The 25,734-nt window shown below is 68.3% G+C and carries 22 protein-coding genes; 6 read left to right on the top strand and 16 right to left on the bottom strand.

Annotated features, from left to right (window positions below; all coding sequences use genetic code 11):
- Positions 1–21: 21 nt before the first annotated feature.
- From thpR to JAN5088_RS11220, 11 genes are all read right to left on the bottom strand, one after another.
- Positions 22–567 (bottom strand): RNA 2',3'-cyclic phosphodiesterase, encoded by a 546-nt coding sequence (thpR, locus tag JAN5088_RS11175; protein WP_055682888.1) that lies wholly within the window; start codon positions 565–567, stop codon positions 22–24.
- A 25-nt stretch (positions 568–592) separates the two neighbouring features.
- Positions 593–1,438 (bottom strand): ABC transporter ATP-binding protein, encoded by an 846-nt coding sequence (locus JAN5088_RS11180; RefSeq protein ID WP_055682889.1) that lies wholly within the window; start codon positions 1,436–1,438, stop codon positions 593–595.
- 67 nt (positions 1,439–1,505) lie between these two features.
- Positions 1,506–2,798, bottom strand: a complete 1,293-nt coding sequence (locus JAN5088_RS11185; protein ID WP_055682890.1) for an ABC transporter substrate-binding protein — start codon at positions 2,796–2,798, stop codon at positions 1,506–1,508.
- 85 nt (positions 2,799–2,883) lie between these two features.
- Positions 2,884–3,960: a branched-chain amino acid ABC transporter permease gene (locus tag JAN5088_RS11190; protein WP_055682891.1), complete on the bottom strand. Its 1,077-nt coding sequence runs from the start codon at positions 3,958–3,960 to the stop codon at positions 2,884–2,886.
- A gap of 64 nt (positions 3,961–4,024) precedes the next feature.
- Positions 4,025–4,333, bottom strand: a complete 309-nt coding sequence (locus JAN5088_RS11195) for a hypothetical protein (protein ID WP_055682892.1) — start codon at positions 4,331–4,333, stop codon at positions 4,025–4,027.
- A 107-nt stretch (positions 4,334–4,440) separates the two neighbouring features.
- Positions 4,441–5,451 carry a branched-chain amino acid ABC transporter permease gene (locus JAN5088_RS11200; protein ID WP_055682893.1) on the bottom strand — a complete coding sequence of 337 codons (1,011 nt, stop codon included), beginning with the start codon at positions 5,449–5,451 and terminating at the stop codon, positions 4,441–4,443.
- 57 nt (positions 5,452–5,508) lie between these two features.
- Entirely contained in the window at positions 5,509–5,967 is a 459-nt protein-coding gene (locus tag JAN5088_RS11205) for a hypothetical protein (RefSeq protein ID WP_055682894.1), read from the bottom strand.
- 80 nt (positions 5,968–6,047) lie between these two features.
- On the bottom strand, positions 6,048–6,866 hold the full coding sequence (locus tag JAN5088_RS11210) for an ABC transporter ATP-binding protein (RefSeq protein WP_055682895.1): 819 nt from the start codon (positions 6,864–6,866) through the stop codon (positions 6,048–6,050).
- Entirely contained in the window at positions 6,863–7,504 is a 642-nt protein-coding gene (locus tag JAN5088_RS11215; protein WP_055682896.1) for a hypothetical protein, read from the bottom strand. Before JAN5088_RS11215 ends, JAN5088_RS11210 begins: the two co-directional genes overlap by 4 nt.
- 95 nt (positions 7,505–7,599) lie before the next feature.
- Positions 7,600–7,977, bottom strand: a complete 378-nt coding sequence (locus JAN5088_RS18665; RefSeq protein ID WP_143114644.1) for a hypothetical protein — start codon at positions 7,975–7,977, stop codon at positions 7,600–7,602.
- Complete coding sequence (locus JAN5088_RS11220) at positions 7,974–9,920, bottom strand: AMP-binding protein (RefSeq protein ID WP_055682897.1); 1,947 nt, start codon at positions 9,918–9,920, stop codon at positions 7,974–7,976. Before JAN5088_RS11220 ends, JAN5088_RS18665 begins: the two co-directional genes overlap by 4 nt.
- Before the next feature lie 141 nt (positions 9,921–10,061).
- On the opposite strand from JAN5088_RS11220, the gene JAN5088_RS11225 reads away from it, so the two are divergent.
- On the top strand, positions 10,062–11,960 hold the full coding sequence (locus tag JAN5088_RS11225; protein WP_055682898.1) for a hybrid sensor histidine kinase/response regulator: 1,899 nt from the start codon (positions 10,062–10,064) through the stop codon (positions 11,958–11,960).
- The gene (locus JAN5088_RS11230; protein WP_055682899.1) at positions 11,957–12,661 is read left to right on the top strand and encodes a response regulator transcription factor; all 705 of its coding nucleotides are present in this window, start codon (positions 11,957–11,959) and stop codon (positions 12,659–12,661) included. The genes JAN5088_RS11225 and JAN5088_RS11230 overlap by 4 nt, the downstream gene beginning before the upstream one ends.
- Before the next feature lie 6 nt (positions 12,662–12,667).
- On the opposite strand, the gene JAN5088_RS11235 is transcribed toward JAN5088_RS11230, so the two are convergent.
- The 5 genes from JAN5088_RS11235 to dnaE all read right to left on the bottom strand — a co-directional run bounded on the left by JAN5088_RS11235 (position 12,668) and on the right by dnaE (position 19,473).
- A complete protein-coding gene (locus tag JAN5088_RS11235) occupies positions 12,668–13,225 on the bottom strand; it encodes a DUF6151 family protein (RefSeq protein ID WP_055682900.1) in 558 nt (185 codons plus the stop codon).
- Positions 13,226–13,440: 215 nt separating this feature from the next.
- A complete protein-coding gene (gene copM / locus JAN5088_RS11240) occupies positions 13,441–13,770 on the bottom strand; it encodes a CopM family metallochaperone (RefSeq protein WP_055682901.1) in 330 nt (109 codons plus the stop codon).
- Positions 13,771–13,844: 74 nt separating this feature from the next.
- Positions 13,845–15,017, bottom strand: coding sequence for a hydantoinase/carbamoylase family amidase (locus JAN5088_RS11245; RefSeq protein ID WP_055682902.1), 1,173 nt, complete (start codon positions 15,015–15,017; stop codon positions 13,845–13,847).
- On the bottom strand, positions 15,004–15,882 hold the full coding sequence (locus JAN5088_RS11250; protein ID WP_055682903.1) for an HNH endonuclease: 879 nt from the start codon (positions 15,880–15,882) through the stop codon (positions 15,004–15,006). The genes JAN5088_RS11245 and JAN5088_RS11250 overlap by 14 nt, the downstream gene beginning before the upstream one ends.
- Positions 15,883–15,954: 72 nt before the next feature.
- Positions 15,955–19,473, bottom strand: a complete 3,519-nt coding sequence (dnaE, locus tag JAN5088_RS11255; protein WP_055682904.1) for a DNA polymerase III subunit alpha — start codon at positions 19,471–19,473, stop codon at positions 15,955–15,957.
- Between the two features lie 184 nt (positions 19,474–19,657).
- Between dnaE and xdhA the strand changes: the two genes are divergently transcribed.
- From xdhA to JAN5088_RS11275, 4 genes are read left to right on the top strand one after another with little or no spacing between them, the layout of a single operon-like run.
- Positions 19,658–21,034, top strand: a complete 1,377-nt coding sequence (gene xdhA / locus JAN5088_RS11260) for a xanthine dehydrogenase small subunit (RefSeq protein WP_055682905.1) — start codon at positions 19,658–19,660, stop codon at positions 21,032–21,034.
- A complete protein-coding gene (xdhB, locus tag JAN5088_RS11265) occupies positions 21,031–23,316 on the top strand; it encodes a xanthine dehydrogenase molybdopterin binding subunit (RefSeq protein WP_055682906.1) in 2,286 nt (761 codons plus the stop codon). The genes xdhA and xdhB overlap by 4 nt, the downstream gene beginning before the upstream one ends.
- Complete coding sequence (xdhC, locus tag JAN5088_RS11270) at positions 23,313–24,197, top strand: xanthine dehydrogenase accessory protein XdhC (RefSeq protein WP_055682907.1); 885 nt, start codon at positions 23,313–23,315, stop codon at positions 24,195–24,197. Before xdhB ends, xdhC begins: the two co-directional genes overlap by 4 nt.
- Positions 24,194–25,726 (top strand): ABC transporter ATP-binding protein, encoded by a 1,533-nt coding sequence (locus tag JAN5088_RS11275; RefSeq protein WP_055682908.1) that lies wholly within the window; start codon positions 24,194–24,196, stop codon positions 25,724–25,726. The genes xdhC and JAN5088_RS11275 overlap by 4 nt, the downstream gene beginning before the upstream one ends.
- The last annotated feature ends 8 nt before the right edge of the window (positions 25,727–25,734 follow it).

The following is a 25,734-nucleotide window of genomic DNA, read 5'->3' on the forward strand; positions in this document are numbered from 1 at the left end:
GTGGGAGGCGAACCGCGACGGTCACGCAGCCACCAGCGGGTAGGTGGCCACCTGATCGTAGATCGGGCCGGAGGGCGTCAAGCGCGAAGTCCACATCGCCACGGCGGGCGCGGGAGCCGGCGTGATCGCGGGCGCCCCGAGGCCCGTCAAGGCACGCATCAGCCGGTCGCCCTCGGGTGGGGCGGAGGCGGGATAGCGCAGCAGCGTCACATGGGGGCGGAACCTCTCACGCGGGAGGTCGATGCCCGCCCGGCGCACCGCGTTCCGCACGCCGTCGCGCAGTGCCGAGAGGTCGGGCGTCGCGCGGAGGTCCAGCGCCACCAGCCGCGCACGTCCGGCCCCGAAGACGGCGAAGGCCAGCGGTTCCAGCACGGCGGCCCTGTCGCGGCGCGCGTCCAGAAGGTCGTGCAGCGCCTCCAGCTTGTCCTCCGTCTGATCGTCGAGGAAGGCGAGCGTCAGGTGCAGGTCGTCCTCGGGCACCGGACGTCCGCCGGGGAGGCGCGACTGCGCGCGCAACAGCGGATCGATCCAGGGTTCGGGCAGGGGAAGGCCCACGAAGGCCCTCATGCCCGCCGGTCCCGTGGCTCCCCCGTCACGACAGCCACCGCTTGCGTCGGCGATAGCTGCGGACGTCGCGGAACGACTTGCGGCCTTCTTCGGACATGCCGAGGTAGAACTCCTTGACGTCGGGGTTCTCGCGCAGGGCGGCGGCGGGGCCGTCCATGACCACGCGGCCCGATTCAAGGATGTAGCCGTAGTGCGCGAAGCGCAGCGCCACGTTGGTGTTCTGCTCGGCCAGCAGGAAGGTCACGCCCTGTTCCTCGTTCAGACGCTTCACGATGTCAAAGATCTGCTCGACCAGTTGCGGGGCAAGGCCCATCGACGGCTCGTCCAGCAGGATCATCTCCGGGCGCGCCATCATCGCGCGGCCGATGGCGCACATCTGCTGTTCCCCGCCCGAGGTATAGCCCGCCTGGCTTTTGCGTCGCTCGCGCAGGCGGGGGAAGTAGTCGTAGACCATTTCCAGATCGTCGGCCGTGGCCTTGCTGCCGTCGCGGCGGGTATAGGCGCCGGTCAGCAGGTTTTCCTCGATCGTCAGATGCTCGAAGCAGTGGCGGCCCTCCATCACCTGCACGACGCCGCGCCCCACGAGGTCGGCGGGCGACAGATCCTGGATGCGCTCGCCTCGATAGGTGATCGAGCCCTTGGTGACATGGCCCCGCTCCGACCCGAGCAGGTTGGAGATCGCCTTGAGTGTCGTGGTCTTGCCGGCCCCGTTGCCGCCCAGGAGCGCGGTGATCCCGCCCTGCGGCACGGTCAGGCTGACGCCCTTCAGCACGAGGATGACGTGATTGTAGATCACCTCGATGTTGTTCACCTCGAGCAGGGTGTCCTGCGCGTCGGTGCGGTCTCGGGTCTCCGGGCGTGCATCCAGCATGACTTGTCTCCGTCGTGGCGGCCTCTGGCGGGGGTGTCCCGGCCCCCCGCGGGGCCGGGACGGTGGATCACTCGGCGCAGCCGGGCTCGATCCCGGACTCGGCGGCATAGGCCGCGGAATCCTCCGCGATGAGCGCGTCGATGACCTCGTTGTCGGGCGCGATGAAACCCGTCACAGGCTCGAACACACCGTCGGCGGCATTCCACCGCTGGACCAGCCCTTCGCCCGATCCGCCGTGGTTCTGGCACGAGATGGAGAACTCCGGCCCGATCTCCGGGGCGCCCAGTTCCTCCATCCGGGCGTTGGTCATCTCCAGCGCCTCCATCCCGTCGCGCATCTGTGCGGCGGTGATCTCCGTGACGCCGTGGATCTCCTGCGCCTTGGCGATGGCTTCGGCGGCCAGCATCGCGGCGTACATGCCCCGCGTATAGAGCACATTGCCCACGTTCGACCCGTCGCCCGCGCCCTTGCCCTTGTCGATCACGTTGGTGCGGATCTCGTCGAAGATCGGCGCCTCCGGGTTGATCGTGTTCATGTTGAGCGACAGGTAGCCATCGGCGGCCGCGCCCGCGGGGGCCACGTCATGTTCGGCCCCGGCCCACCAGTTGCCGATGAACTGGTCCATGGGATAGCGCACGTTCGCCGCTTCCTGGATGGCGGCCTGGTTCATCACGCCCCAGCCCCACATGATGACGTAATCGGGACGCTCGCGCCGGATTTGCAGCCATTGGGATTTCTGCTCCTGTCCCGGAGGCTCGACGGCGAGGGTGGTCAGGGTGAACCCGTGCTTCTCCGACAGCTCCTCGAGCGTGCGGATCGGCTCCTTGCCGTAGGCTGAGTTGTGATAGAGCAGCGCGATGGTCTTGCCTTCGAGCGATCCGCCGTTCTGCTCCAGCAGGTGATTGATCGCCACCGATGCCGCATCCCAGTAGTTCGCGGGATAGTTGAAGACGTTGTTGAACACTTCACCGTTCGACGCGGAGGTCCGGCCATAGCCCATGGTGTGCAGGGGGATGCCGTCGGCGGCCGTCTTGGGGATCAGCTGATAGGTGATGCCCGTGGACAGCGGCTGATAGACCAGCGCGCCTTCGCCCTTGGTCGACTCGTAGCACTCGACGCCCTTCTCGGTGTTGTAGCCGGTCTCGCACTCGATCAGGCGGATCGGTTCGCCCCCGATGCCGCCGTCGCGTTCGTTGAGCAGCGTGAAGTAGTCCTGATAGCCGTCCGAGAACGGGATGCCGCCCGCCGCATAGGGTCCGGTGCGATAGCTGAGGTCGGGGATCACCAGCTCGGCCATCGCCGGGCCGGCCAGCGTCGCGGCGCAGAGCGCGGCCGCGGCGAGGGGTCTGTGTTTCGTCATGGTCGTATCCTCCCTGGATATGATGCGGCCTTGTGCGGCCTGTCGTTCGCGCCCTTTCGGGAACGCGTTTGGATTGGTGGCCCCGTCAGTGCGGAAAGGGCCACAGGCGGAGCTTCTCCTTGGTCAGCCGCCAGAGCTGCGCCAGCCCGTGCGGCTCGACCACGAGGAAGAAGATGATGAGCGCGCCCACGATCACGAGGTTCAGGTGGGCGACCACGTCCGTGGGCCAGCCCAGGAGGTCGACGCCAACGGCCTTGAGCGCGACCGGCAGCAGCACCAGGAGTGCCGCGCCCGCGAAGCTGCCGAAGATGGAACCGAGGCCGCCGATGATGACCATGAACAGGATCAGGAACGACTTGTTGATGCCGAACGCCTCGTTCACCTCGACCGCGCCGAGATAGAGCGTGAAGAACAGTGCCCCGGCGATGCCGATGAAGAACGACGACACCGCAAACGCCGACAGCTTGGCTCGCAGCGGGTTCACCCCGATGATCTCGGCCGCGATGTCCATGTCGCGGATCGCCATCCATTTGCGCCCCACCGTCCCCCGCGTCAGGTTGCGGGCCACCCAGGCCAGCGCCACGACGAAGACCAGGCAGAAGAGGTATTGCGCCCAGGCCTCGGTGTTCGGGCCGGTGACGGTGATGCCGAAGACCGATCGCTCCGGCGCCGTGATCTGCCCCGAGGCAGAATAGTTGTAGAACCACGGCACCTTGTTGAAGAGCCAGGTCAGGAAGAACTGCGCGGCCAGCGTCGCCACGGCGAGGTAGAACCCCTTGATCCGCAGGCTGGGCAGGCCGAAGAGCGCGCCGACGGCCGCCGTGATGAGCCCCGACAGCAGCGTGATCGAGATCATGTCGAGCCAGGGGAACGCGGTCATCAGCTTGTAGGAGGAGTAGGCACCCACAGCCATGAACCCGCCCGTGCCGAGACTGACCTGCCCGCAGTAGCCCGTCAGGATGTTCAGCCCGAGCGCCGCGATCGCATAGATCAGGAAGGGCACGAGAAGCGAGCTGGCCCAGTAGTCGTTGATGACGAAGGGGATGACAAGGAAGGCCACCCCGAGCAGCACCCAATAGGCCCAGCGGTCGAAGCGGATCGGAAAGGTCTGGTTGTCGGCGCCGTAGGACGTCTTGAAGTCACCGGCTTCACGATAGAGCATCAGTTGGACTCCTTGAAGTTCGGGCCAATGCAAACGGCTGAGAAAGCGTGCTGGGGCCCCTTCGTCAGGCAGCCCGGTCGCGTTGCAGTTTCGGCTCGGATCGCCCGGTAAGGTCTCCGGTTCCGCGACCGGCAATCCGATCGATCACCTCCCGCTGGCTCATCCGGATTTCTTCCAGAACAAAGGCCACCCACGCGGAGAACATCGAACCGATAAAGGAGCCGACATAAAGTCCGATGACCGCCGCCGTGAGTTCCTGTCCGAACGGCATGAACATCACGCCCGTCCGCCGCAGCCATACGAGATCCGATATCAGGAACAGAAGAGACAGCCCGGCGCAGACCATGAAGAAACATCCGATCGGTCGTCCCATGAGCCCGGACCCTTCCGTATCGCGCAGAGCGTATGAAACGGGTCGCCTTGGATTGAGCCTTCGCCATGACGAGACCGCGCCAATTCGGGGGCACCGCGTCGCAGAAATCAAACCCGCTCAATGATCTTCTCCCCGAACAGGCCCTGCGGGCGGAACACCAGGAAACCGAGCGCCAGCACGTAGGCGAACCAGGTCTCGGTGGCGCCGCCAAGGTCGATGATGCCGCCGAAGCACTGCCCGTTGCCGAAGCAGAACTCGAACAGCTTCTCGCCCACCCCGATGATGAGGCCACCGACGATGGCGCCGGGGATCGAGGTGAAGCCCCCCAGCATCAGGACCGGCAGCGCCTTGAGCGCGATGAGCGACAGGCTGAACTGCACGCCCGACTTCGCCCCCCACATGATGCCCGCGACCAGCGCCACGAAGCCCGCGATGGACCAGACCAGCACCCAGATGAAGTTGAGCGAGATGCCCACCGACAGCGCTGCCTGATGGTCGTCGGCCACGGCGCGTAGGGCCCGGCCCTGTTTGGTGTACTGCGAGAACATCACCAGCCCCGCGACCAGCAGCCCCGCGATCACGGTCGCCACGATGTCGAGGTTGTCGATGAAGAAGCCATAGCCGAACAGGTCGAACGTCGCCGTATCGACCCAGTCGTTGATCCCCTGCGGCAGGCCCACGTCCAGCGTCTTGATCTCGGACCCCCACATCAGGTCGGCCACCCCTTCGAGGAAATAGGCCAGACCGATGGTCGCCATGAACAGGATGATCGGCTCCTGGTTGACGAGGTGGCGGAAGACGAAACGGTTCACGGCCCAGGCCAGACCGACCATGACCACCACGGTCAGCGCGATGGCCGCGAGCGCCGGAACCGACCAGCCGAAATGGTGGATGTCGGTGCCCAGGGCCGCGTTGATCATGTGGCTGAACGGCACCTGGCCGTTCTGGATGCCCACCAGCGTCATCGCGGCGAACAGCGCCATGACGCCCTGGGCGTAATTGAAGATGCCCGACGCCTTGAAGATCAGGACGAACCCCAGGGCCACGAGCGAATACATCACCCCCGCCATCAGGCCGTTGAGCGCGACCTCCATCGCATAGAGAAGCTGGTCAGGCATCGCATCCTCCGGTCACGGCAAAGGGCCCGCGACCGCGGAATGCGGTGCCGGGCAGCGTCAGTAGGGCAAGGGATCGTCCGGTGTGGTCGGATCGGACCTGTCGAGCGCCGATTCCACCGGTCTGCGGGCCGACGATCCGCCGTCGATCCCGGGGTTGGGTCCGACAGCCGCGGGGCAGGTGCATTCCGACAGAAGCTGCGTGGCCTTCTGCGACCGCTCGCCCGCAGGAATGGCCTCCAGCGCCGCCTTGGCCGCCCGCAGGCCCCAGTCCATGTCGCCATCCACATAGGCGGGCCGGTCCTCGCCCTCGCCCAACTCTCCACCGCGCGCATCGCGCGACTGATGGGCGACGCGGCGGAAGGCATCCCACACCGCCTGCCTCTCGTTCGTTCGCAACTCCGACAGGTCGTCGGGCCGGAACTTCCGCATCCGGTCGATCATGTAGTCGGGAATCCCCCGATCCTCGCCCAGGATGTCGGCGAGCGTCTTCTTCAGCCAGGTTTCGTGTTCGGACATGGTTGGATCTCCTCTTGCAGGAAAGACCCAACAGGCTGGTGCGGCCGATGTTCCCCTCGGCCCTTGCGGCGTGGCAGAGATCAATCATGCGCGACCCCCAGATAGGCGTCGATCACGTCCTGGTTGCCGCGCACCTCGTCCGGGGTGCCGTCGCCGATCTTGCGGCCGTAGTCCATGACGACCACCCGGTCCGACAGGTCCATGACCACGCCCATGTCGTGTTCGATGAGCGCGATGGTCGTGCCGAACTCGTCGTTCACGTCCAGGATGAAGCGGGACATGTCCTCCTTCTCTTCCACGTTCATGCCGGCCATCGGCTCGTCCAGCAGCAGGAGGCTCGGCTCGGCGGCCAGCGCGCGGGCAAGCTCCACCCGTTTCTTCAGGCCGTAAGGCAACCGCCCCACCGGCGTCTTGCGGATCGCCTGGATCTCCAGGAAGTCGATCACCCGCTCCACCGCCGCGCGGTTCTCCTCCTCCTCGCGGGCGGCGGCCCCCCACCACAGCGCCTGCGTCAGGATGTTCGTCTTCATATGGGCCAGCCGCCCGGTCATGACGTTGTCGAGAACGCTCATCCCCTCGAACAGGGCGATGTTCTGGAAGGTCCGCGCGATGCCCTGCTGCGCCACCTCGTAGGGCTTCATCGCCGGACGCGGCTTGCCGCGGAACCAGACCTCGCCTTCCTGCGGGACATAGAAGCCCGAGATGACGTTCAGCATCGACGACTTGCCCGCGCCGTTCGGCCCGATGATCGCGCGGATCTCGCCCTCGCGGATGTCGAACGAGATGTCCTTGATCGCCTCGACACCCCCGAACCGCAGCGTGATGTTGCGAAGGTCGAGGACGGTGGGCCCGATGGTGCGGCCGTCCTCGGTGACGAAGCTCTGGGATTGCGCGTTCATTCTGTCGCCTTCCTCTGAAGGGCGCGGCGGCCCGTTAAAAGCGACTGCCCACCGCAGCCGGGATCGCCCGCCGCCTCGGCCACGGACGACCGGAAATAGCCGTCTGCCGGATCGACGGTCATGCTGGCCGTCACGATGCAGCCGCGCGAGTTGGGTGCGGCAAGCTGCATCCCCGTCCTCGTCGTGCCGACGCCTGCATCGAGATCGAGTTCCTGCCAATCGCCGTCCGCGAGGCGGTCGCCGACCAGATCGTCGAATGCCACGAGAAGTGCCTCCGCCTCCGCATCGTCCAGCGCGGAGGCGTCATGCGCCACGACCACCTCGCAGATGGCGCGGGTTCCGTTGCGTGCGGGATACTCCAGAAGCTCAACTTCGAAGCGTCCGCCCTCCACGCCCCAGATCGCGGGAACGATCCGGCCCGAGGTGGCGAGCGTCCGGTAGTCGATCCGGTCGCGGAACGGCGCCTGCTCCACCACTTCGCCGACGACCGGGGGAGGGCGGGACGCGAGGCCGGTCGCGTCGAACGGCATGTCTGCGACGACGGCCGTCTCGCAACGCTCATACAGGTCGCGCCACTCTGGCACGGCGTCGGCGGCGGCCGCGTTGGCAAGGAGGAGGGTGAAGGTGAGGATTTTCACGCCGGGGCCTGCGGGAGCGCGAGGTTGCGCAGGCCCATGACTGTGCCGCTGATGGTGCGACCATTGCGGGTGGTGAATGGGGTGGTATCGAGCATCTACTTCATCCGAGAATGGAAAAGTTGAAAGAGTTCGGCTTCCACACCGACGATAAAATCTCCGCGGCGGACACCTTCCAAGTACCGCCGAAGATGTTGGGAAAACGTTCTGTCAAACAAAAAGGCTGCTTGTGCTTCCAGTTCCGAAGGCGCTCGGAGTACAAAGTTCTCGCTCTTTCCGCCTTCTGGATTAGAAGTAAACTGAGCGAAGTACTGAGCGTCTTGGAACAACGCATATCGTCGATCAAAAAGATCGTCAGCGCGCCGCTTTATGCCAAGCCACAGGTTTGCGCAGGCGATAACGAGGCCACCGAAGGCAATCGCAGGAACGGCCAAAGCCCGAAGCCATTCGATCCAAACGGGAAGCTCCTCACTCACTCCGCCGCCTCCAGCGTCGTCGTCTCGACGGGGACGACCTCCGCGTCGCACATCTTGACCGTCGCCTTGATCTTGCCCTTTCGCCCGTCCTCGTAGGTCACGTCGGTCTCGGTGTAGACCTCCTCCGCGCCGCCATAGAGCCCCTCGATCAGGTCGGCGTATTTCGTCTCGATCAGACCACGCTTGACCTTCTGCGTCCGCGTCATCTCGTCGTCGTCGGGGTCGAGTTGCTTGTGAAGCACCAGGAAGCGATGGATCTGGCAGCCCGACAGCATGCCGTCGCGGGCGACCAGCTTGTTCACCGCGTTGACGTGGTCGGTGATCGTCGCCAGCACGCGGGGGTGCTGCGCCAGTTCCTGATAGGAGGCATAGGCGATGTTGTTGCGTTCGGCCCAGTTGCCCACGGCCGTCAGGTCGATGTTGACGAAGGCCACGCAGCGATCGCGGTTGTTGCCGAAGACGACGGCCTCGTGAATGTCGGGGTAGAACTTCAGCTTGTTCTCGACGAACTTGGGCGCGAACAGGGCGCCCGAAGCCATCTTGCCGACGTCCTTTGCCCGGTCGATGATGCGCAGGTGGCCGGTGCCTTCCTCGATGAACCCGGCGTCGCCGGTGGCGACCCAGCCCTCCGGGTCCTTGGTCGAGGCGGTGCTTTCGGGGTTGTTGTAGTATTCGACGAAGCTGCCGGGCGAGCGGTAGAACACTTCCCCGTTCTCCGCGATCCGCAGCTCGACCCCCGGCGTGGGCGTGCCCACGGTGTCGGAGCGGACCTCGTTGTCCTTCTGCTGGGTGATGAAGACCGACGCCTCGGTCTGGCCGTAGAGCTGCTTCAGGTTGATCCCGATGGAGCGGTAGAAATCGAACAGTTCCGGCCCGATGGCCTCGCCCGCGGTATAGCCGACGCGCACCCGGCTCAGGCCCAGCGTGTTCTTGAGCGGCCCGAAGACCAGCGCTTCGCCCAGCCGGTATTTCAGGCGGTCGAAGGTTCCCACCGGCTCGCCGTCCAGAAGGCGCGGACCGACGCCCTTCGCATGGTCCATGAAGTGACGGAACATCGCCTTCTTCACCCGCCCCGCATCCTCCATGCGGATCATCACCGACGTCAGTTGCGTCTCGAACACGCGGGGGGGCGCGAAGTAGTAGGTCGGCCCGATCTCGCGCAGGTCCTGCAGGATGGTATCCGCACTCTCGGGGCAGTTGACGCAGAAGCCCGTCACCATGGCCTGCCCGATGGAAAAGATGAAATCGCCGACCCAGGCCATCGGCAGATAGGCCAGCACCTCGTCGCCTTGCCGCAACCGGTCGAATTCGGACGAGGCCTTCGACGTGGCGACGATGTTGTCGTGGCTCAGCACCACGCCCTTGGGCTTGCCCGTGGTGCCCGAGGTATAGAGCATGACGCAGGTCGTCGCCCCGGTCTGCTGCGCGCGCCGGCGGTCCATCTCGTCGCGGGGGGTGTCGCGGCCGGCCTTGCGGATCGTCTCCATCGACGACATCGCGGAGTGGTCGTATTTCCGCAGGCCCCGTCCGTCGAGATAGACGATGTGGCGCAGCCCCTCGATCCGGTCCTGCACCTCCAGCACCTTGTCGACCTGCTCCTGATCGCCCGCGATCACGAACTTGGCGGAGCAATGGCCCAGCACATAGGCGATCTCCTCGCCCACGGCATCCTGGTAGAGCGGCACCGGGATCCCGCCCGCGCATTGAACGGCCACCATCGCCATGTAAAGCTGCGGCCGGTTGCGACCGATGACGGCGACATGCTCCCCGATCTCCAGCCCGCCCGCGATCAGGCCGAGCGCCATCTCCGCGATCTCCTCGCGGGCCTGCGCCCAGGTCCACTCCTGCCAGATGCCGAACTCCTTTTCGCGATAGGCGGGCGCCCCGGCGAAGCGGTCGGCGTTGCGATCCAGGAAATCCGGGATGGTCCGCAGGTCGGTCATCGGCTGGTCCTCCGCCGCGCCCCTCCCCGGACGCGGCCTCTGCGGGAACCCTCGGCCCCGATTCCTGCACTGGTGTTTCCCAATTCCAACGAATTGTAACCGCTTGCCCGGACGCCCGCCCGTGATACCGTCACGGGCGACATGACCGACCGCCGTGCCTCCACGCCGCCCCTGACGCAGGCCGGGCTGAACCTGATCGGTCAGGCGCTGTCGATCTATGACGCCGACCTGCGGCTCGCGGTCAGCAACCGCATGTATCAGGCGATGTTCGACCTGCCCCCGCGCCTGACCCGCCCCGGCGTCACCTTCGCCGAGACGATCCGCTTCCTGGTCGAGCGCGGCGAATACGGACCGCCCGACGACCCCGACCGCATGGTGGCCGAACGCGTCGAACAGGCCATGGCGTTCGAGCCGCATTACCTGGAGCGCACCCGTCCCGGCGGGCAGGTCATCGCGGTCGAAGGCTCGCCCCTGCCGCAGGGCGGCTGGGTCACCGTCTATACCGACATCACCGCCACCCGCGCGCAGGAACGGCTGCTGCGGGCCCGGTCCGAGGTGCTGTCCGAGCAGCTTCTGACCCGGCACGAGGAACTCGCCCAGACCAACCGCAAGCTCGCGGCCACCAACGCCGCGCTGGAGGAGGCCCGGCGCGAGGCGACCGAGATGGCCGCCCGCATCCGGCTGACGACCGAGATGCTGCCCGCGCATATCGCGCGCCTCGGGCCGGACCGGCGCTATACCTTCTCGAACCGCAGGCTGGGGGCGGTCATGCCCGACGCCCCCTCGGACATCGTCGGCCTGACGATGGAACAGGCGCTCGACCCCCGCACCTATGCCCAGATCGCACCGCATCTCGACCGCGCGCTCGGCGGCGAGCCGTCGGTCTTCGAGATCACGCACCACCCTTCCAGCCGCCGCATCCGCGTCAGCTTCACGCCCGATACGAAAGGCGACGGCGGGCTTTATGCCCTGTCGGTCGACATCACCGAGGAGGCGCAGGCCCGCGCCGCCGTGGCGCAGGCCGCCGGGCGGCAGGTCGCGGCTCAGCTGACGTCGGGCATGGCGCATGACTTCGCCAACCTCCTCACCGTCATCATGGGCCTCAAGGAGAAGCTGGGGCAGATGGATCTGCCGGCGGCGGCCGTCGACGCGGTGCAGGCCATCGGCATCGCGGCCGCCCGCGGGGGGATGCTGATCGACCAGATCGCGGGCCTGTCCGGTCCGCGCGACCTGCGCCCCCGCGCGACCGATCTGCGCGCGTTCCTCGCCGAGGTGACGATGCTGGGCGGCGCCTCGCTGCCCGAGGGGACCACACTCGACTGGCAGGTGCACGGGCTGGAGGCGCCGGTCCTCCTCGACCCCGAGGCGCTGCGCGACGCGATGCTGAACCTCGTCATCAACGCGCGCGACGCCATCGGGTCCGGGCCGGGGACCATCACCATCACCGCGCGCGCGCTCCGCGACACATGGGTCGAGATCGACTTCGACGACAGCGGTCCCGGCTTCAGCGCCGAGGCGCTGGACAAGGCGCTGGAGCCCTTCTTCACCGAAAAGGGCGGAGACGGGACGGGGCTGGGCCTGTCCATGGTCTATGACGTGGTGAAGCTCGCCGGCGGACGCACCCGGCTGGGCCGGGCCCCCGGCGGCGGGGCACGGGTATCGCTGCGCCTGCCGCTGCGGCAACCGCCCCCCGGTCCGCCCCCCACGACGATCCTGCTGGTCGAGGATGCCGTCCACATCCGCGAGGCCGTCCGCGATACGCTGGTCGCCGCGGGCCATTCCGTGCTCGAGGCGGCGACGGTGGCCGAAGCGCGCGACCTTCTGGCCATCGACGGGATCGGCCTTCTGCTGTCGGACATCATGCTCAAGTCCGACGAGACCGGGCTCGACCTCGCCCGGCAGGCGCAGGCGCGCGCCATGCCCGTGGCCCTGATGACCTCGCTGCCGCCCGATGCGCCGCTCCACCGCGAGGCGGCGGCGCTCTGGCCGGTGATCCGCAAGCCGTTCAGCGTGGAGAAACTCGCGGCGGCACTGGCATGACCGCGCGCGTGGCCATCCTCGACGACGACCCGGCGATCCGCACCCTCCTCGCGGATGCCATCGCAGCCGCCGGGATGGAGGTTGCGACCTACGCCCGGGCCGATGCCTTCGAGGCGGCGCTGCGGCAGTCACTGCCCGACGTCTGCCTCGTGGACCTGGGCCTGCCCGACCGCGACGGGCTGGCGGTCGTGTCGCGGCTGGCGCTGGAAGGCGGGGCGGCGATCATCATCATCTCGGGTCGCGGACAGGTGCAGGACCGCATCACCGGTCTGGAACTGGGCGCCGACGACTACGTCGTCAAACCCTTCGAGCCGGCGGAGATCGTCGCACGTATCCGCGCCCGTCTGCGCAAGGCCGCGCCCCCCGCGCGCAGCATCGCCCGCTTCGGACCCTTCATCGCCGATTTCGACCGCTTCACCCTGACCGGACCGCCCGACCGCGTGAAGGATGGCGAAGTCGCCTTCAGCCAGGCGGAAGCCGAGATCCTGCGTCTGTTCCTCGACCGCCCCCGCCGCCTTCTCAGCCGCCCCGAGATGCAGGAGGCACTGGGCGGTGCCTCGTCGGAAAGCTTCGACCGCGCGATGGACGTCCGTATCAGCCGCCTGCGCGCCAAGCTGGGCGAAGATCCCCGGAACCCCGCGCTGATCAGGACGATCTATGGCGCGGGCTATATTTTCCTCGGCGACGTGGACTGGTCCTGACGCGCCTCACAGCGGTCGGGGCGGCACGATCGGCGTCACGTTGTCGGGTTCAAAGAAGGGCGAGTGCCTTTGCTTGCCGCCGATGAAGCCCCGGATCACGAAAGGCAGCACCGCCAGCATATCCTTGACGCCCAGCCTGCCGGAGATCGGAAAGGGCGGTTCACCCTTGGCGTCGCGACCGTATATGCGGCTACGCACGGGCCCGAGACGGCCGAGGCACTCCGGGTCCGCGGCACGATAGGCGCTGTGAAGGATGCCGAACCACGGGAATCCGGCGCGGGTATTGCCCACCGGCGAGTTGCAGCAACCTGTTGACCAGCGAAGCAGTCCTTCGGGAGCGAGCTGATTGCAGACAAGGAGATCCTTTCCCCTCAGGATGCGGATCTCGCTCGGGTATGCGGGGACGATCTCGGTGCCGCCATGGGGGTCGAGCAGGTCTTCACGGCCCAGCCGTTCCAGAAAGCGCTGGCAGTCGGCACAATAGCACATCAGACGACCGGGTGAATGCGCCGGAAAATGCGTCAATTCCGCCTGAAAGGCCCCGCAATCGCATTGGATCCGCATGCCCGGGACTCCTGCTGCATGGCTCCGGGTCCCACGACGGGAACAGGACCACCCGCAGGATAGCTTGCCGGCGACCTTCTACAAAGCGCTCGTTCCACGATCTCGCAGCGATCCGCACGCAGGGGATCACTGCCGCCATGCCTTTCATCCGGGTTCCGTCCATGACGCGAAGGTCAGGTCACCGTCTTCACCCTGCCGATCCGGCACGCCGGGCGTCAGTCCTGGCGGGCGAGCCAGTCCTGCATGAAGGCGATCTCCTGCTCCTGCGCGGCGATGACCTCCTCGGCCATTGCCCGCATCTCCGGATCGTCGCCGGATTCGAGCAGGATGCGCGCCATGGCGACCGCTCCTTCGTGGTGCGCGATCATCCCGCGCGCGAAATCGACATCCGCGTCACCTGTCGGTTCCAGCATCATGCCTTCCATCATGATCTCCATCGCCGGAGCGTAGATATCGGGCGTGCCGTGATCCATTCCGGAATGGTCCTGGGCGGCCACCGGCGCGGCAAGGAAGGCAAGGGCGAACGACATCGGTCGGAGTATCATGACGGGAGAGCCTCTTGCAGGAATGTGCCTGTCGATCTGGGGCCGCTTCCGCCGCGGTGCAAGGGCCTGTGCCATCATGCCGTCAGACGCGCTGCCGCATCCGCCAGGATACGCAGGCAGGCGGTCAGATCCGCTTCGTCCGTGTCTTCGGCGAAGTCGTGGCTGATCCCGCCGATCGAGGGGGCGAACAGCATCGCGACCGGCATCAGGCGGGCCACGTTGCTCGCGTCGTGGATGGCCCCCGACGGCAGGTCGCGCCAGCGCCCGGGCGCGACTCCCTCGGCCGCATGGGACAGCGCGCGTCGCATGTCGCCGTCCATCTCCACCGGGGCGAGGGCGACAGGGTCGGAAACCTCGATCTGAAAGCCGGCCCTGGCCGCAACCTGTTCCAGAGCCTGCGCGATCGCCGCCTCCATCGCATCGAGGCGCGGCACCTCGGCGTCGCGCCACTGCACCGTGAACCGCACACGCCCCGGCACGGCCGACGGCGCGTTCGGATGCAGCGCGACATGGCCGATGGTCCAGACCGACGCCGGGGTCACGATGTCGCGCAACGCCGTGCGGATCGCGTGGTCCGCATCCGACAGCCCGCGCAGGGCATCAGCCCGCAGCGCCATGGGCGTCGTGCCCGCGTGGTTCTGCCGCCCCTGCAGCGTCACGGTGACCTGGCGCATCCCCACGATGGCGGTGACGACGCCCGCGACCAGCCCCTCCGTATCCAGCACCGGGCCCTGTTCGATGTGATGTTCGAGAAAGCCCGTGAACCGGGACGGGTTGGGGAAATCCCCGGTCGCGAGAAGGGCGCGGCGTGCGGCGCCGAAGGTCAGCCCATCCAGATCGGTCAGCGCGTCCGCCTGCGCAGGTGTCAGGGCGCCCGACCAGAGTTCGGAGCCGGTGGTCGCTCCGAAACGGCCTTCCTCGTCCTGGAACGACACGACGCTCACACCGGGGTTGCCGCGTGCCACCTCCAGTGCCGCAATGACGCCCAGGGCGCCGTCGAGCCATCCGCCTTCCGGCTGCGTATCGCTGTGACTGCCCATCAGAAGCGGGCCGCGCAGGCCCCAGACGTTGCCCGCCGGGTCGATCCGCGCCTCGAGCCCCGCCTCGGCGAAGCGGCCGGCGAGCCACCGGCGGGCGCGCACATCCTCGGCGTCGAAGGCCCGGCGCACGACCCCCGTGCCCCGCGCCCCGATGGCGCGCAGGGCTTGGAGGTCGGACAGGAAGCGGTCGGTGTCAGGCACGGCCATAAATTTCCTCGCGGTGGTATCGCAGATAGTCGGGGTGCGGATGGTGTCGTGGATCGGCCGGCAGCATCAGGCGCCGGTCGGGGTGGATCAGGCGGGCCACCGTCTCAAGATCGACCTTGTTATGCGATACCATGATGGAATGATCCTCGGCCACGGCGATCAGCCCCCGGTCGAACATCCAGTGCAAGGTCCCCGACAGGGCCAGCCCGTTGCGCACCGCGTCGGGGCCGCCGTGGGCGACGGGGCGGATGTGCGCGGCCTGAACCTCGGCCCGCCCGCCGCCGTTTCGCAGCCGCAGTCCCGAAATCGCGCAGCGCCCGCCGTAGGCCCGGCGCACCATCCGACCGAAGGCCGCGTCCCGCGCCGCGCGCGACGTCAGCACCACGCGGCGGTCGATGGTGAAGGCGGCCTGATCCTCGGCCAGATCGTGGAGCGGCCCCGTGCGCGGATGGGCCTCGATGTCGGGCACCTCGCGCAGGCCTTCGTTCACGATGGCGGCGAAGTCCGCCTGGGACAGGGGGCGCACGCTGTCCTGATTGTTTCCGCCCATCGGGGCGAGCGTCGACTCGTAAAGCTGCCCGGAATGTTTCGCGCGCGAAACAAATCGCTCGAAGTCGAGGGCGGACCCCGGGTCCAGTTCGGCGAAGGAATGGGTCGGGTCATTTGGATCGGGCCGAACCGCGATCACTTTCCGGACGCAAGAATAGCCCATCCCGCCGCCGCTGCGCCGACCCTGATAGAAGACGACCCAGTCCCCGACCGTTTCAAGAACGCGCGGCAGAAGCTTCCTGTTGGGGAAGTGATACCGTTCCCCGCGCGTGTCGCGGTAGATCGACTTCGGGTTCTGGATGAAGACGGCGTGCATGGGGCGATCAGGTCATCGCCGGTCGGGGCCGGCAAAGGGCTTCCGTCGGCCGGATGACTGCTTGCACCGTCATCACACTTCCTCGACCGCCTCGATGCCGGCCAGGGACCGCAGGGCGCTCTTGACCTGCGGGTTCACGGGATACTCGCCGGGCAGGCTGATATCGACCTCGCCCGGTAGATCGTCGCTTCTCAGGCAAACGAGAAGCGGGCCGCGTCCGCGCGCGCCCGACTCGCCTGCTAACCGGCCCAGCAGCCCCTTGAGGCGCCCCACCGCCTCGCTGTCGTCGACGAAGATCCGCAACCCGACCTGCGGCGCGCCGTCCACGGCCTCATCCATGGGCGTCACGGTCCGGCAGAGCAGCTTGAGCTGGTCGGCCTCCTGCGTCGCCTCGACCTGCAGGATCACGCGGCAGCCCGCTTCCAGATGCTGACGCGAGGCGTCGAGCGTGTCGGAGAAGACCATCGCCTCATAGGCGCCGGTCGGGTCGCTGGCCTGCACGAAGGCGAAGCGATTGCCGCGCGCCGACTTGCGTTCCTGCCGCGACGAGACGATGCCCGCCATCTTGGCCACCATCGGCCCGTTCATCGTCCGGGCCTGGACGTCGGCCAGCGTCATTACCTGCTGGCGCTTCAGCGCGACCATGTAATCGTCGAGCGGATGGCCGGACAGGTAGAAGCCGATGGCCTTGAACTCCTCCGCCAGACGCTCCGCCGGCAGCCAGTCGTCGCGGAAGGGCAGGCGGGGTTCCGGCAGGTCCTCGCCCGCCTCGCCGAACAGCGACACCTGGTTCGACGCGCGCTGGTCGTGGATCGCCGCAGAGTATCCGACCAGCGCATCGAGCGCTTCCAGCACGCGGGCGCGGTTGCCGTCGATGCCGTCGAAGGCACCCGCGCGCGCCAGCATCTCGAGCGGGCGCTTGCCCACCCGTTTCAGGTCGACGCGGCGGGCGAAGTCGAACAGCGTGGCGAAGGGCCGGTCGCCGCGCCCGTCCACCACGAGGCGCATCGCCTCGACGCCGACGTTCTTGAGCGCGCCGAGGCCGTAGACCAGCTTGCCGTCGGACACGGTGAACCGCGCGCGCGACCGGTTCACGCAGGGCGGCACGATCTCGAGGCCCAGGCCGCCGCGGTCGGTCGCCTTGCGGACCTCCTCGGCATAGACGGCGAGCTTGTCGGTCAGGTGGATGTCGGAGTTCATGATCCCGGCCATGAACTCGACCGGGTGGTTCGCCTTGAGCCAGGCCGTCTGGTAGCTGACCACGGCATAGGCGGCAGCGTGGGACTTGTTGAAGCCGTAGTTGGCGAACTTGTCGAGGAGGTTCCAGACTTCGAGCGCCTTCTCCTTGCCGACGCCGTTCTTCGCCGCGCCGTCAAGGAACAGCGGCCGCTGGGCATCCATCTCGGCCTGGATCTTCTTGCCCATGGCGCGGCGCAGCAGGTCGGCGCCGCCGAGCGAATAGCCCGCCATCTCCTGCGCGATCTGCATCACCTGTTCCTGATAGACGATGATGCCCTGCGTCTCGTCGAGGATGTGGTCGATGCTGGGATGCAGCTTGTCGCGCTGCGACAGGCCGTTCTTGACCTCGCAGTACTTCGGGATGTTCTCCATCGGGCCGGGCCGGTAGAGCGCGACCAGCGCCACGATATCCTCGATGCAGGTGGGTTTCATGCGGCGCAGCGCGTCCATCATGCCCGTCGATTCCACCTGGAACACCGCCACGGTCCGCGCCGCGGAATAGAGCGCATAGGCCCCCTCGTCGTCGAGGGGGATGGCGTTGATGTCGTTCTCGGTGCCGGGGGCGGGGGCATAGATGGCGCGCCCGTCGGCGGCGGTGTGGATGTCGCGACCCTGCGCGCGGATAAGCTCGACCGCGTTCTGCACCTGCGTCAGGGTCTTGAGACCGAGGAAGTCGAACTTCACCAGCCCGGCCTTCTCGACCCATTTCATGTTGAACTGGGTCGCGGGCATGTCGGACCGGGGGTCCTTGTAGAGCGGCACGAGACGGTCGAGCGGCCGGTCCCCGATCACCACGCCCGCCGCATGGGTCGAGGCGTTCCGCAGCAGACCCTCCAGCTTTTCCGCGTAATCCAGCAGGCGCTTGACGGGGTTCGTGCGTCCGTCCCGCCGGTCCTGCTCGGACTCGCGCGCGGCCTCGCGCAGGCGGGGCTCATCCGTCAGGGCCTTGGTGATGCTGACCGGCTTGACCCCCTCCACCGGGATCATCTTGGAGAGCTGATCGCACTGGCCGTAGGGCATGCCCAGCACCCGGCCCACGTCCCGCACGGCGGCCTTGGACAGCATCGCGCCGAAGGTGATGATCTGTCCCACCCGGTCGCGGCCATAGCGGTCCTGGACGTAGTGGATGACCTCCTCCCGCCGGTCCATGCAGAAGTCGATATCGAAGTCCGGCATCGAAACCCGCTCCGGGTTCAGGAACCGTTCGAACAGCAGGCCGTAGCGCAGCGGGTCGAGGTCGGTGATCGTCAGCGCATAGGCCACAAGGCTGCCGGCCCCCGACCCCCGCCCCGGACCCACGGGGATTTGCTGATCCTTGGCCCATTTGATGAAATCGGCGACGATCAGGAAGTAACCGGGGAACCCCATCCCCTCGATCACGCCCAATTCGTAGTCGAGCCGTTTCTCGTAGTCCTCCACCGGGGCGGCATGGGGGATGACGGCCAGACGCGCGCGCAGACCCTCGACCGACTGACGGCGCAACTCCTCCACTTCGTCCTCGGCGAAGCGCGGCAGGATCGGATCGCGGCCATAGGCGCGGAAGGCGCAGCGGCGCGCGATCTCGACGGTGTTCTCCAGCGCTTCGGGCAGGTCGGCGAAAAGCGCGGCCATCTCGGCTTGCGTCGCGAAGTTGTGGCGGGGCGTCACCCGGCGGCGGGGGGCCTGCTGATCGACATAGGCCCCCTCGGCAATGCAGAGGAACGCGTCGTGCGCCTCGTGCATGGCGGCATCGTCGAAATAGACGTCGTTCGTGGCGACCAGCGGGATGCCCCGCGCATAGGCCTGCTCGACGTGGAACCGCTCGGTCGGCTCGGGCACGCGGTGGCGCTGAAGCTCCATGTAGAGACGGTCGCCGTAGATCGCGTGCAGGTGGCCCAGCACCGCCTCGGCCTTGGCCTCCTGCCCGTCGGCCACCAGCCGTCCGATGGCGCCGTCCGGGCCGCCGCTGAGGCAGATCAGCCCCTCGCCATGGGCCGCCAGTTCCTCCAGCGTCACTTGGGGCACCATCTCGGGCCGCGCGAGGTAAAGGCAGGAGTTCAGCTTCATCAGGTTTCCGTATCCCGTCTCGTCCTTGGCGAGCAGGACGATGGGCGCGGGGCGGCGGGGCTTTTCACCAGGAGCGGCCGGGTCGTGCATCACGTCGATCTGGCAGCCCATGATGGGCTGGATGCCCCGCCCGGCCAGCGAGGTCGCCGCCTCCAGCGCGGCGAACATGTTGTTGGTGTCGGTGACGGCCACGGCGGGCATCCCCGCCCGCGCCACGAGGTCGGGCAGGGTCTTGAGCCGCACCGCGCCTTCGAGCAGCGAATATTCGGTGTGGACACGCAGGTGGATGAATCGGGGATCGGCCATGCCAGAGGTCTAGACGCGCCGGGCCCGCGCCGGAAGGGCCTGCGCGCACGCCCTGCCGGAAAGCCCGCCGGGGGCTTGCCAAAGACCCCCTCCGGCCTTTCTACTGAAGGAACGGCCCGCCCCTTCTACGCCGCATCGAAGGGGGTTTCGCGGGCGCATCCGTACCGCGGCGGGCTGACCTTCGATGGAGATCCCCTTTCGCCTGAACGGCGAGGACGTCACCGCAACCACCGACGACCCGACCGCCACGCTGCTCGACTGGCTGCGCGGCAGGCATGGTCTGACCGGCACCAAGGAGGGCTGCAACGAAGGCGATTGCGGCGCCTGTTCGGTGATCGTGACCGGGGCCGACGGCGCGCCGCGTGCGCTCAATGCCTGCATCCTGTTCCTGCCGCAACTCGCCGGCCGTGCCGTTCGCACGGTCGAGGGGCTGGCGGAGCCCGACGGCACGCTGCACCCCGTGCAGCAGGCGATGGTCGACCTGCACGGATCGCAATGCGGCTTCTGCACGCCGGGTTTCGTCACCACGATGGCGGCGGCCCATGCGCGCGGCGACACCGACGATGCCGACCAGATCGCGGGCAACCTGTGCCGCTGCACCGGGTATGCGCCCATCCTGCGCGCGGCCCGCGCGGCCCGCGACGCACCCGTGCCCGACCTGATGCACGAACCGGCGCTGCCCGCGTCCCCCGTGCGCGGATCGGACCATTTCCACCCGCAAAGCGGCGATGAGCTGGCCGAATGGTATGCCGCCCACCCCGATGCGACGCTGGTGGCGGGGGCGACGGACGTCGGCCTCTGGGTGACAAAGCAGTTCCGGCCGCTGGGCCGCCTCGCGTTCCTTGCGGGCTGCGATGACCTGCGCGGCGTGACGGTGGCCGAGGACGCAATCGAGATCGGCGCGATGTGCGACATGGAAACGCTGCGCCATGCCATCGCGCCGCATTTCCCGGCCTTCGCGGAACTGCTGCGCCGCTATGGCAGCGTGCAGGTCCGCAACGCCGCCACCATCGGCGGCAACATCGCCAACGGCTCGCCCATCGGCGACAGCCCCCCGCCGCTGATCGCGCTGGGGGCGACGCTGCACCTGCGCCGGGCTGACGACCGCCGGTCGATGCCGCTGGAGGATTTCTTCCTCGACTACGGCAAGCAGGACCGCGCGCCGGGCGAATTCGTGGAGCGTGTGACCATTCCCCGCCAACCCGATACCCTGCGGTGCCACAAGCTGTCCAAGCGGTTCGATCAGGATATTTCTGCCGTCTGCGGGGCGTTCAATCTGCCCCTGGTCGACGGCAGGTTCGCCACGCCCCGCGTGGCCTTCGGCGGCATGGCCGGCACGCCGAAACGCGCGCCGTCGGCCGAAGTTGCCCTGGCCGGGCAAGCGCCTTCGGCCGACACCTTCCGCCGCGCGGCGGAGGCGCTGGCGCAGGACTTCGAGCCCCTGACCGACATGCGCGCCAGCGCGGACTACCGCATGCGGGCGGCGCAGGGGATGCTGCTGCGGCTGGCCTACGACGGCGACGACACGGTCGCCCACGACCTGATAGGGGTGCGGGCATGAGCGTCGCCAAACCCCTGCCGCACGAATCCGCGCGCCTCCATGTCACCGGCACGGCGCGCTATACCGACGACATCCCGGCTCCCGCCGGATGTCTGCACCTGGCTTTCGGCCTGTCCGAGGTGGCACATGGCACGCTCGATGCGCTGGACGTCTCGGCGGTGCGCGCGGCGCCGGGCGTGGTGGCGGTGCTGACGGCCGAGGATCTCGACCCGATGCCCGACTGCTCGCCCTCGCTGCACGACGAGCCGCTGCTCTGCACCGGCGAGATCCACTATGCGGGCCAGCCGCTGTATCTGGTGGTGGCCGACAGCCACCTCGCCGCCCGCCGCGCCGCCCGCCTGCACCGCGCCGAGGTGACGGAGCGTGATCCGGTACTTACCATCGAACAGGCCCTGGCCGCCGAGGCGTGGTTCGACGGCGGCCCGCGTGTCTGGGTCGACGGCGACGTGGATGCCGCGCTCACGGCCGCGCCGCATCGCCTGTCGGGGCAGATCGAGATGGGCGGGCAGGAGCATTTCTACCTGGAGGGTCAGGCGGCGCTGGCCCTGCCGTCCGAGGCGGGCGAGATGCATGTCCTGACCTCGACCCAGCATCCGACCGAGATCCAGCACAAGGTGGCCGATGCCCTGGGCCTGCCGATGCATGCCGTCCGGTCCGAGGTGCGGCGCATGGGCGGGGGCTTCGGCGGCAAGGAAAGCCAGGGCAATGCGCTGGCCGTCGCCTGTGCCGTCGCCGCGCGGCTGACCGGGCGGGCCTGCCGGATGCGCTACGACCGCGACGACGACTTCGTGGTGACGGGCAAGCGCCACGACTTCCGCATCGCCTACGACGTGGGCCACGACGACCGGGGCCGCGTCCTCGCCGTGACCTTCCGCCACTGGACGCGCTGCGGCTGGTCGCAGGACCTGTCGCTGCCGGTCGCGGACCGGGCGATGCTGCATGCCGACAACGCCTATGACATCCCCGTCATGCGGATCGAAAGCTGGCGGCTGCGCACCAACACCCAGTCCGCCACCGCCTTCCGCGGTTTCGGCGGGCCGCAGGGGATGCTGGGGATCGAGCGGGTGATGGACCATGTGGCCCATGCCGTCGGTCGCGACCCGCTGGAGGTGCGGCGCTTGAACTTCTATGCGGACGCGCGGGACGCATCGAAGGGGGGGCGCACCCACTACGGCCAGCAGGTCACCGACTTCTGCCTGAACGCGATGGTCGGGAAGCTGGCCGAAACCTGCGACTATGACGCCCGGCGCAAGGCGATCGCCGACTGGAACGCCGCCAATCCGCTGCTCAAACGGGGCATCGCGCTGACGCCGGTGAAGTTCGGGATCAGCTTCACGCTCACCCATCTGAACCAGGCGGGGGCGCTGGTGCATGTCTATGCCGACGGGTCGATCCACCTGAACCACGGCGGCACCGAGATGGGGCAGGGGCTTCATTCCAAGGTAGTGCAGGTCGCGGCGGACCGCTTCGGCTGCGACGTCGCGCGGGTGAAGATCACGGCGACGGATACCGGCAAGGTGCCCAACACCTCGGCCACGGCGGCGTCCTCGGGGGCCGATCTGAACGGGATGGCGGTCAAGGCAGCCTGCGACACGATCCGCGCGCGGATGGCCGACCATCTGGCCGCAATCCATCAGGCCGACCCTGCCGACGTGGTCTTCGCGGAGGACGCCGTGCGCGTGGCCGGGGCGGAATACCCCTTCGAGAAGGCGGCGGCCATGGCCTATGTCGCGCGCGTGCCGCTGTCGTCGACGGGGTTCTACGCGACCCCCGACATCAGTTGGGACCGCGAGGCGGGGCAGGGACGGCCATTCTTCTATTTCGCCTATGGCGCGGCTTGTTCCGAGGTGGTGATCGACCGCCTGACGGGCGAGAACCGCATCCTGCGGACCGACATCCTGCACGACGCCGGCGCCTCGCTGAACCCGGCGCTGGACATGGGGCAGGTGGAGGGCGGGTTCGTCCAGGGGGCGGGCTGGCTCACGACCGAGGAGCTGGTCTGGGACCACGCGGGCCGCCTGCGGACGCACGCCCCCTCGACCTACAAGATCCCCTGCGCGTCTGACGTGCCGCCGGTGTTCAACGTGACGCTGTGGGACGATCCGAACCGGGAGGAGACGATCTATCGCTCCAAGGCCGTGGGCGAGCCGCCGTTCATGCACGGCATCAGCGTCTTCCTCGCGCTCTCGGACGCGGTGACGGCCTGCGGGGAGGGTTATCCCGCGCTCGACGCTCCGGCGACGGCGGAACGGGTGCTGGGCGCGGTGCACCGTCTGGAATGACGCTGGACGTCGCCCGCCTGTCCGCGCTGATCGCCGCCCACGGCCCCGTGGCCCGCGTCGTGCTGGCCCGGACGCGCGGGTCGGTGCCACGCGGGGCGGGCACCTCGATGACGGTCTGGAGCGACGGCTTCGACGGCACCATCGGGGGCGGGGCTCTCGAATGGCGGGCGCTTTCCGTGGCGCGCGAGGTGCTGGCCAGCGGCGCGCCGCGGGTCGAGAAGATGCCGCTCGGCCCCGCGCTCGGCCAGTGCTGCGGCGGGTCGGTGACGATGGTGATCGAACGGCTGGACGCCACGCCCCCGTCGCCCTGGCTGCGGCGCGTCGAAGGCGCGGCAGCCCCGCCCGACCTGACCGGCTTCGCCTTCCGCGACGGCTGGCTGAGGGAGGAGGAGGCGACCCCCGCCCGCGCGATCTGGATCTGGGGCGCGGGGCACGTGGGGGCGGCGCTGGTGTCGGTCCTCTCGCCTTTGCCGGACATTGCGCTCACTTGGGTGGACACGGCTGCCGACAGGTTTCCGGCGGTGCCCGAGGGCGTCACGGGGCTGGTGGCCGCGGATTCGGCAGCGGCCATGCTGCATGCGCCGATCGCCGCCGAACACATCATCCTCACCTACAGCCACGACATCGACCTCGCGCTCTGTCACGCGGCGCTCGGGCGCGGGTTCCGGTCGGTCGGGCTGATCGGATCGGCGACGAAATGGGCGCGCTTCCGGTCGCGTCTGGCGGCGCTCGGCCACGCACCCGCGCAGATCGACCGCATCCGTTGCCCGATAGGCGATCCGGCCCTGGGCAAGCACCCGCAGGCCATTGCCGTGGGCGTCGCCGCCGCGCTACTGTCGCAGGGATCGTCCGCAGAGGCGACGGGAGGACGAACCGCTTGACCGCACTTCTGGAGCTTCGGGGCCTGACCAAGGCCTATCCCGGCGTGGTCGCCAACGACGGCGTGTCCTTCACGGTGGAAAAAGGCGGTGTCCATGCGCTGCTGGGGGAAAACGGCGCGGGGAAATCCACGCTGGTCAAGACGATCTACGGGTTGGTCCGGCCCGACGCCGGCACGATGCGGCTCGACGGCCAACCCTATGCCCCGGCCGAGCCGCGCGCCGCGCGAGCCGCGGGCGTGGCGATGGTGTTCCAGCATTTCAGCCTGTTCGATGCGCTCTCTGTAGCCGAGAACGTGGCTTTGGGGATGGAAAACCCGCCCGGCCTGCGCGACCTGAGCCGGCGCATTCGCGAGGTGTCGGATGCCTATGGCCTGCCGCTCGACCCTCTGCGCCGGGTGGGCGACCTCTCGGCGGGGGAGCGCCAGCGGGTCGAGATCGTGCGCTGCCTGCTGCAGGACCCGCGCCTTCTCATCATGGACGAGCCCACGAGCGTCCTGACCCCCCAGGAGGTGGAGATCCTGTTCGCGACACTTCGGCAGTTGTCGCAGGAGGGGGCGTCGATCCTCTATATTTCGCACAAGCTGGAGGAGATCCGGACGCTGTGCGATGCGGCGACGGTGCTGCGCGGCGGCAAGGTGGTGGGTGACGCCGACCCCCGGCAGGCCACGGCATCCGAGCTGGCCGAGCAGATGGTCGGCGCGAAGCTGACCGCCCCCAGGGCGCGCGCCCATGAACCGGGCGCGGCGATGCTGACCATGAAGGCACTCTCCATGCCGCCCGCCTCGCAATTCGGCACGCCCCTGCACGACCTGTCGTTCGAGTTGCGCGCGGGCGAGGTGCTGGGCATCGGCGGCGTCGCCGGCAATGGTCAGGACGAATTGCTGGCGGCCCTGTCCGGCGAGCGGCCGTCCGCCGCCGGAACCCTGTGGCTGGAAGGGCGCGACATCTCGCGCCTGCGGCCGACCCCACGGCGGGCCGCGGGCCTTCTGACCGCGCCGGAGGAACGGCTGGGCCATGCCGCCGCCCCGGACATGTCGCTCACGGAAAACGCGGCTATGACCGGTGCGGCCCGGCGCGGGATGCTGCGGCACGGATTTCTCGACTGGGGCCGCGCGCGGGCCTTCGCAACCGACATCATCGGCGCCTTCGACGTCCGCACGCCCGGCCCCCATGTGGCGGCGCGCGCACTGTCCGGGGGAAACCTGCAGAAGTTCGTGATCGGCCGCGAGGTCTTGCAGGACCCGCGCGTCCTCGTGGTGAACCAGCCGACCTGGGGCGTGGACGCGGCTGCCGCCAACGCCATCCGTCAGGCGCTGTTGGACCTTGCGGCCGACGGCGCGGGGGTCATCGTCATAAGTCAGGATCTCGATGAACTTCTGGAGGTGTCGGACCGCTTTGCCGCGCTGAACGCTGGTCGCCTCGGCGCGCCCGTCCCGGCCGCCACCCTGACGATGGAGCGGATCGGTCTGATGCTGGGCGGGGCGCACGACCTGAAGGGGTCGCGGGGAGAGGACGTGGCGCATGTCTGACCGGGTCG

This window comes from Jannaschia rubra, from assembly GCF_001403735.1.
GTDB lineage: Bacteria > Pseudomonadota > Alphaproteobacteria > Rhodobacterales > Rhodobacteraceae > Jannaschia > Jannaschia rubra.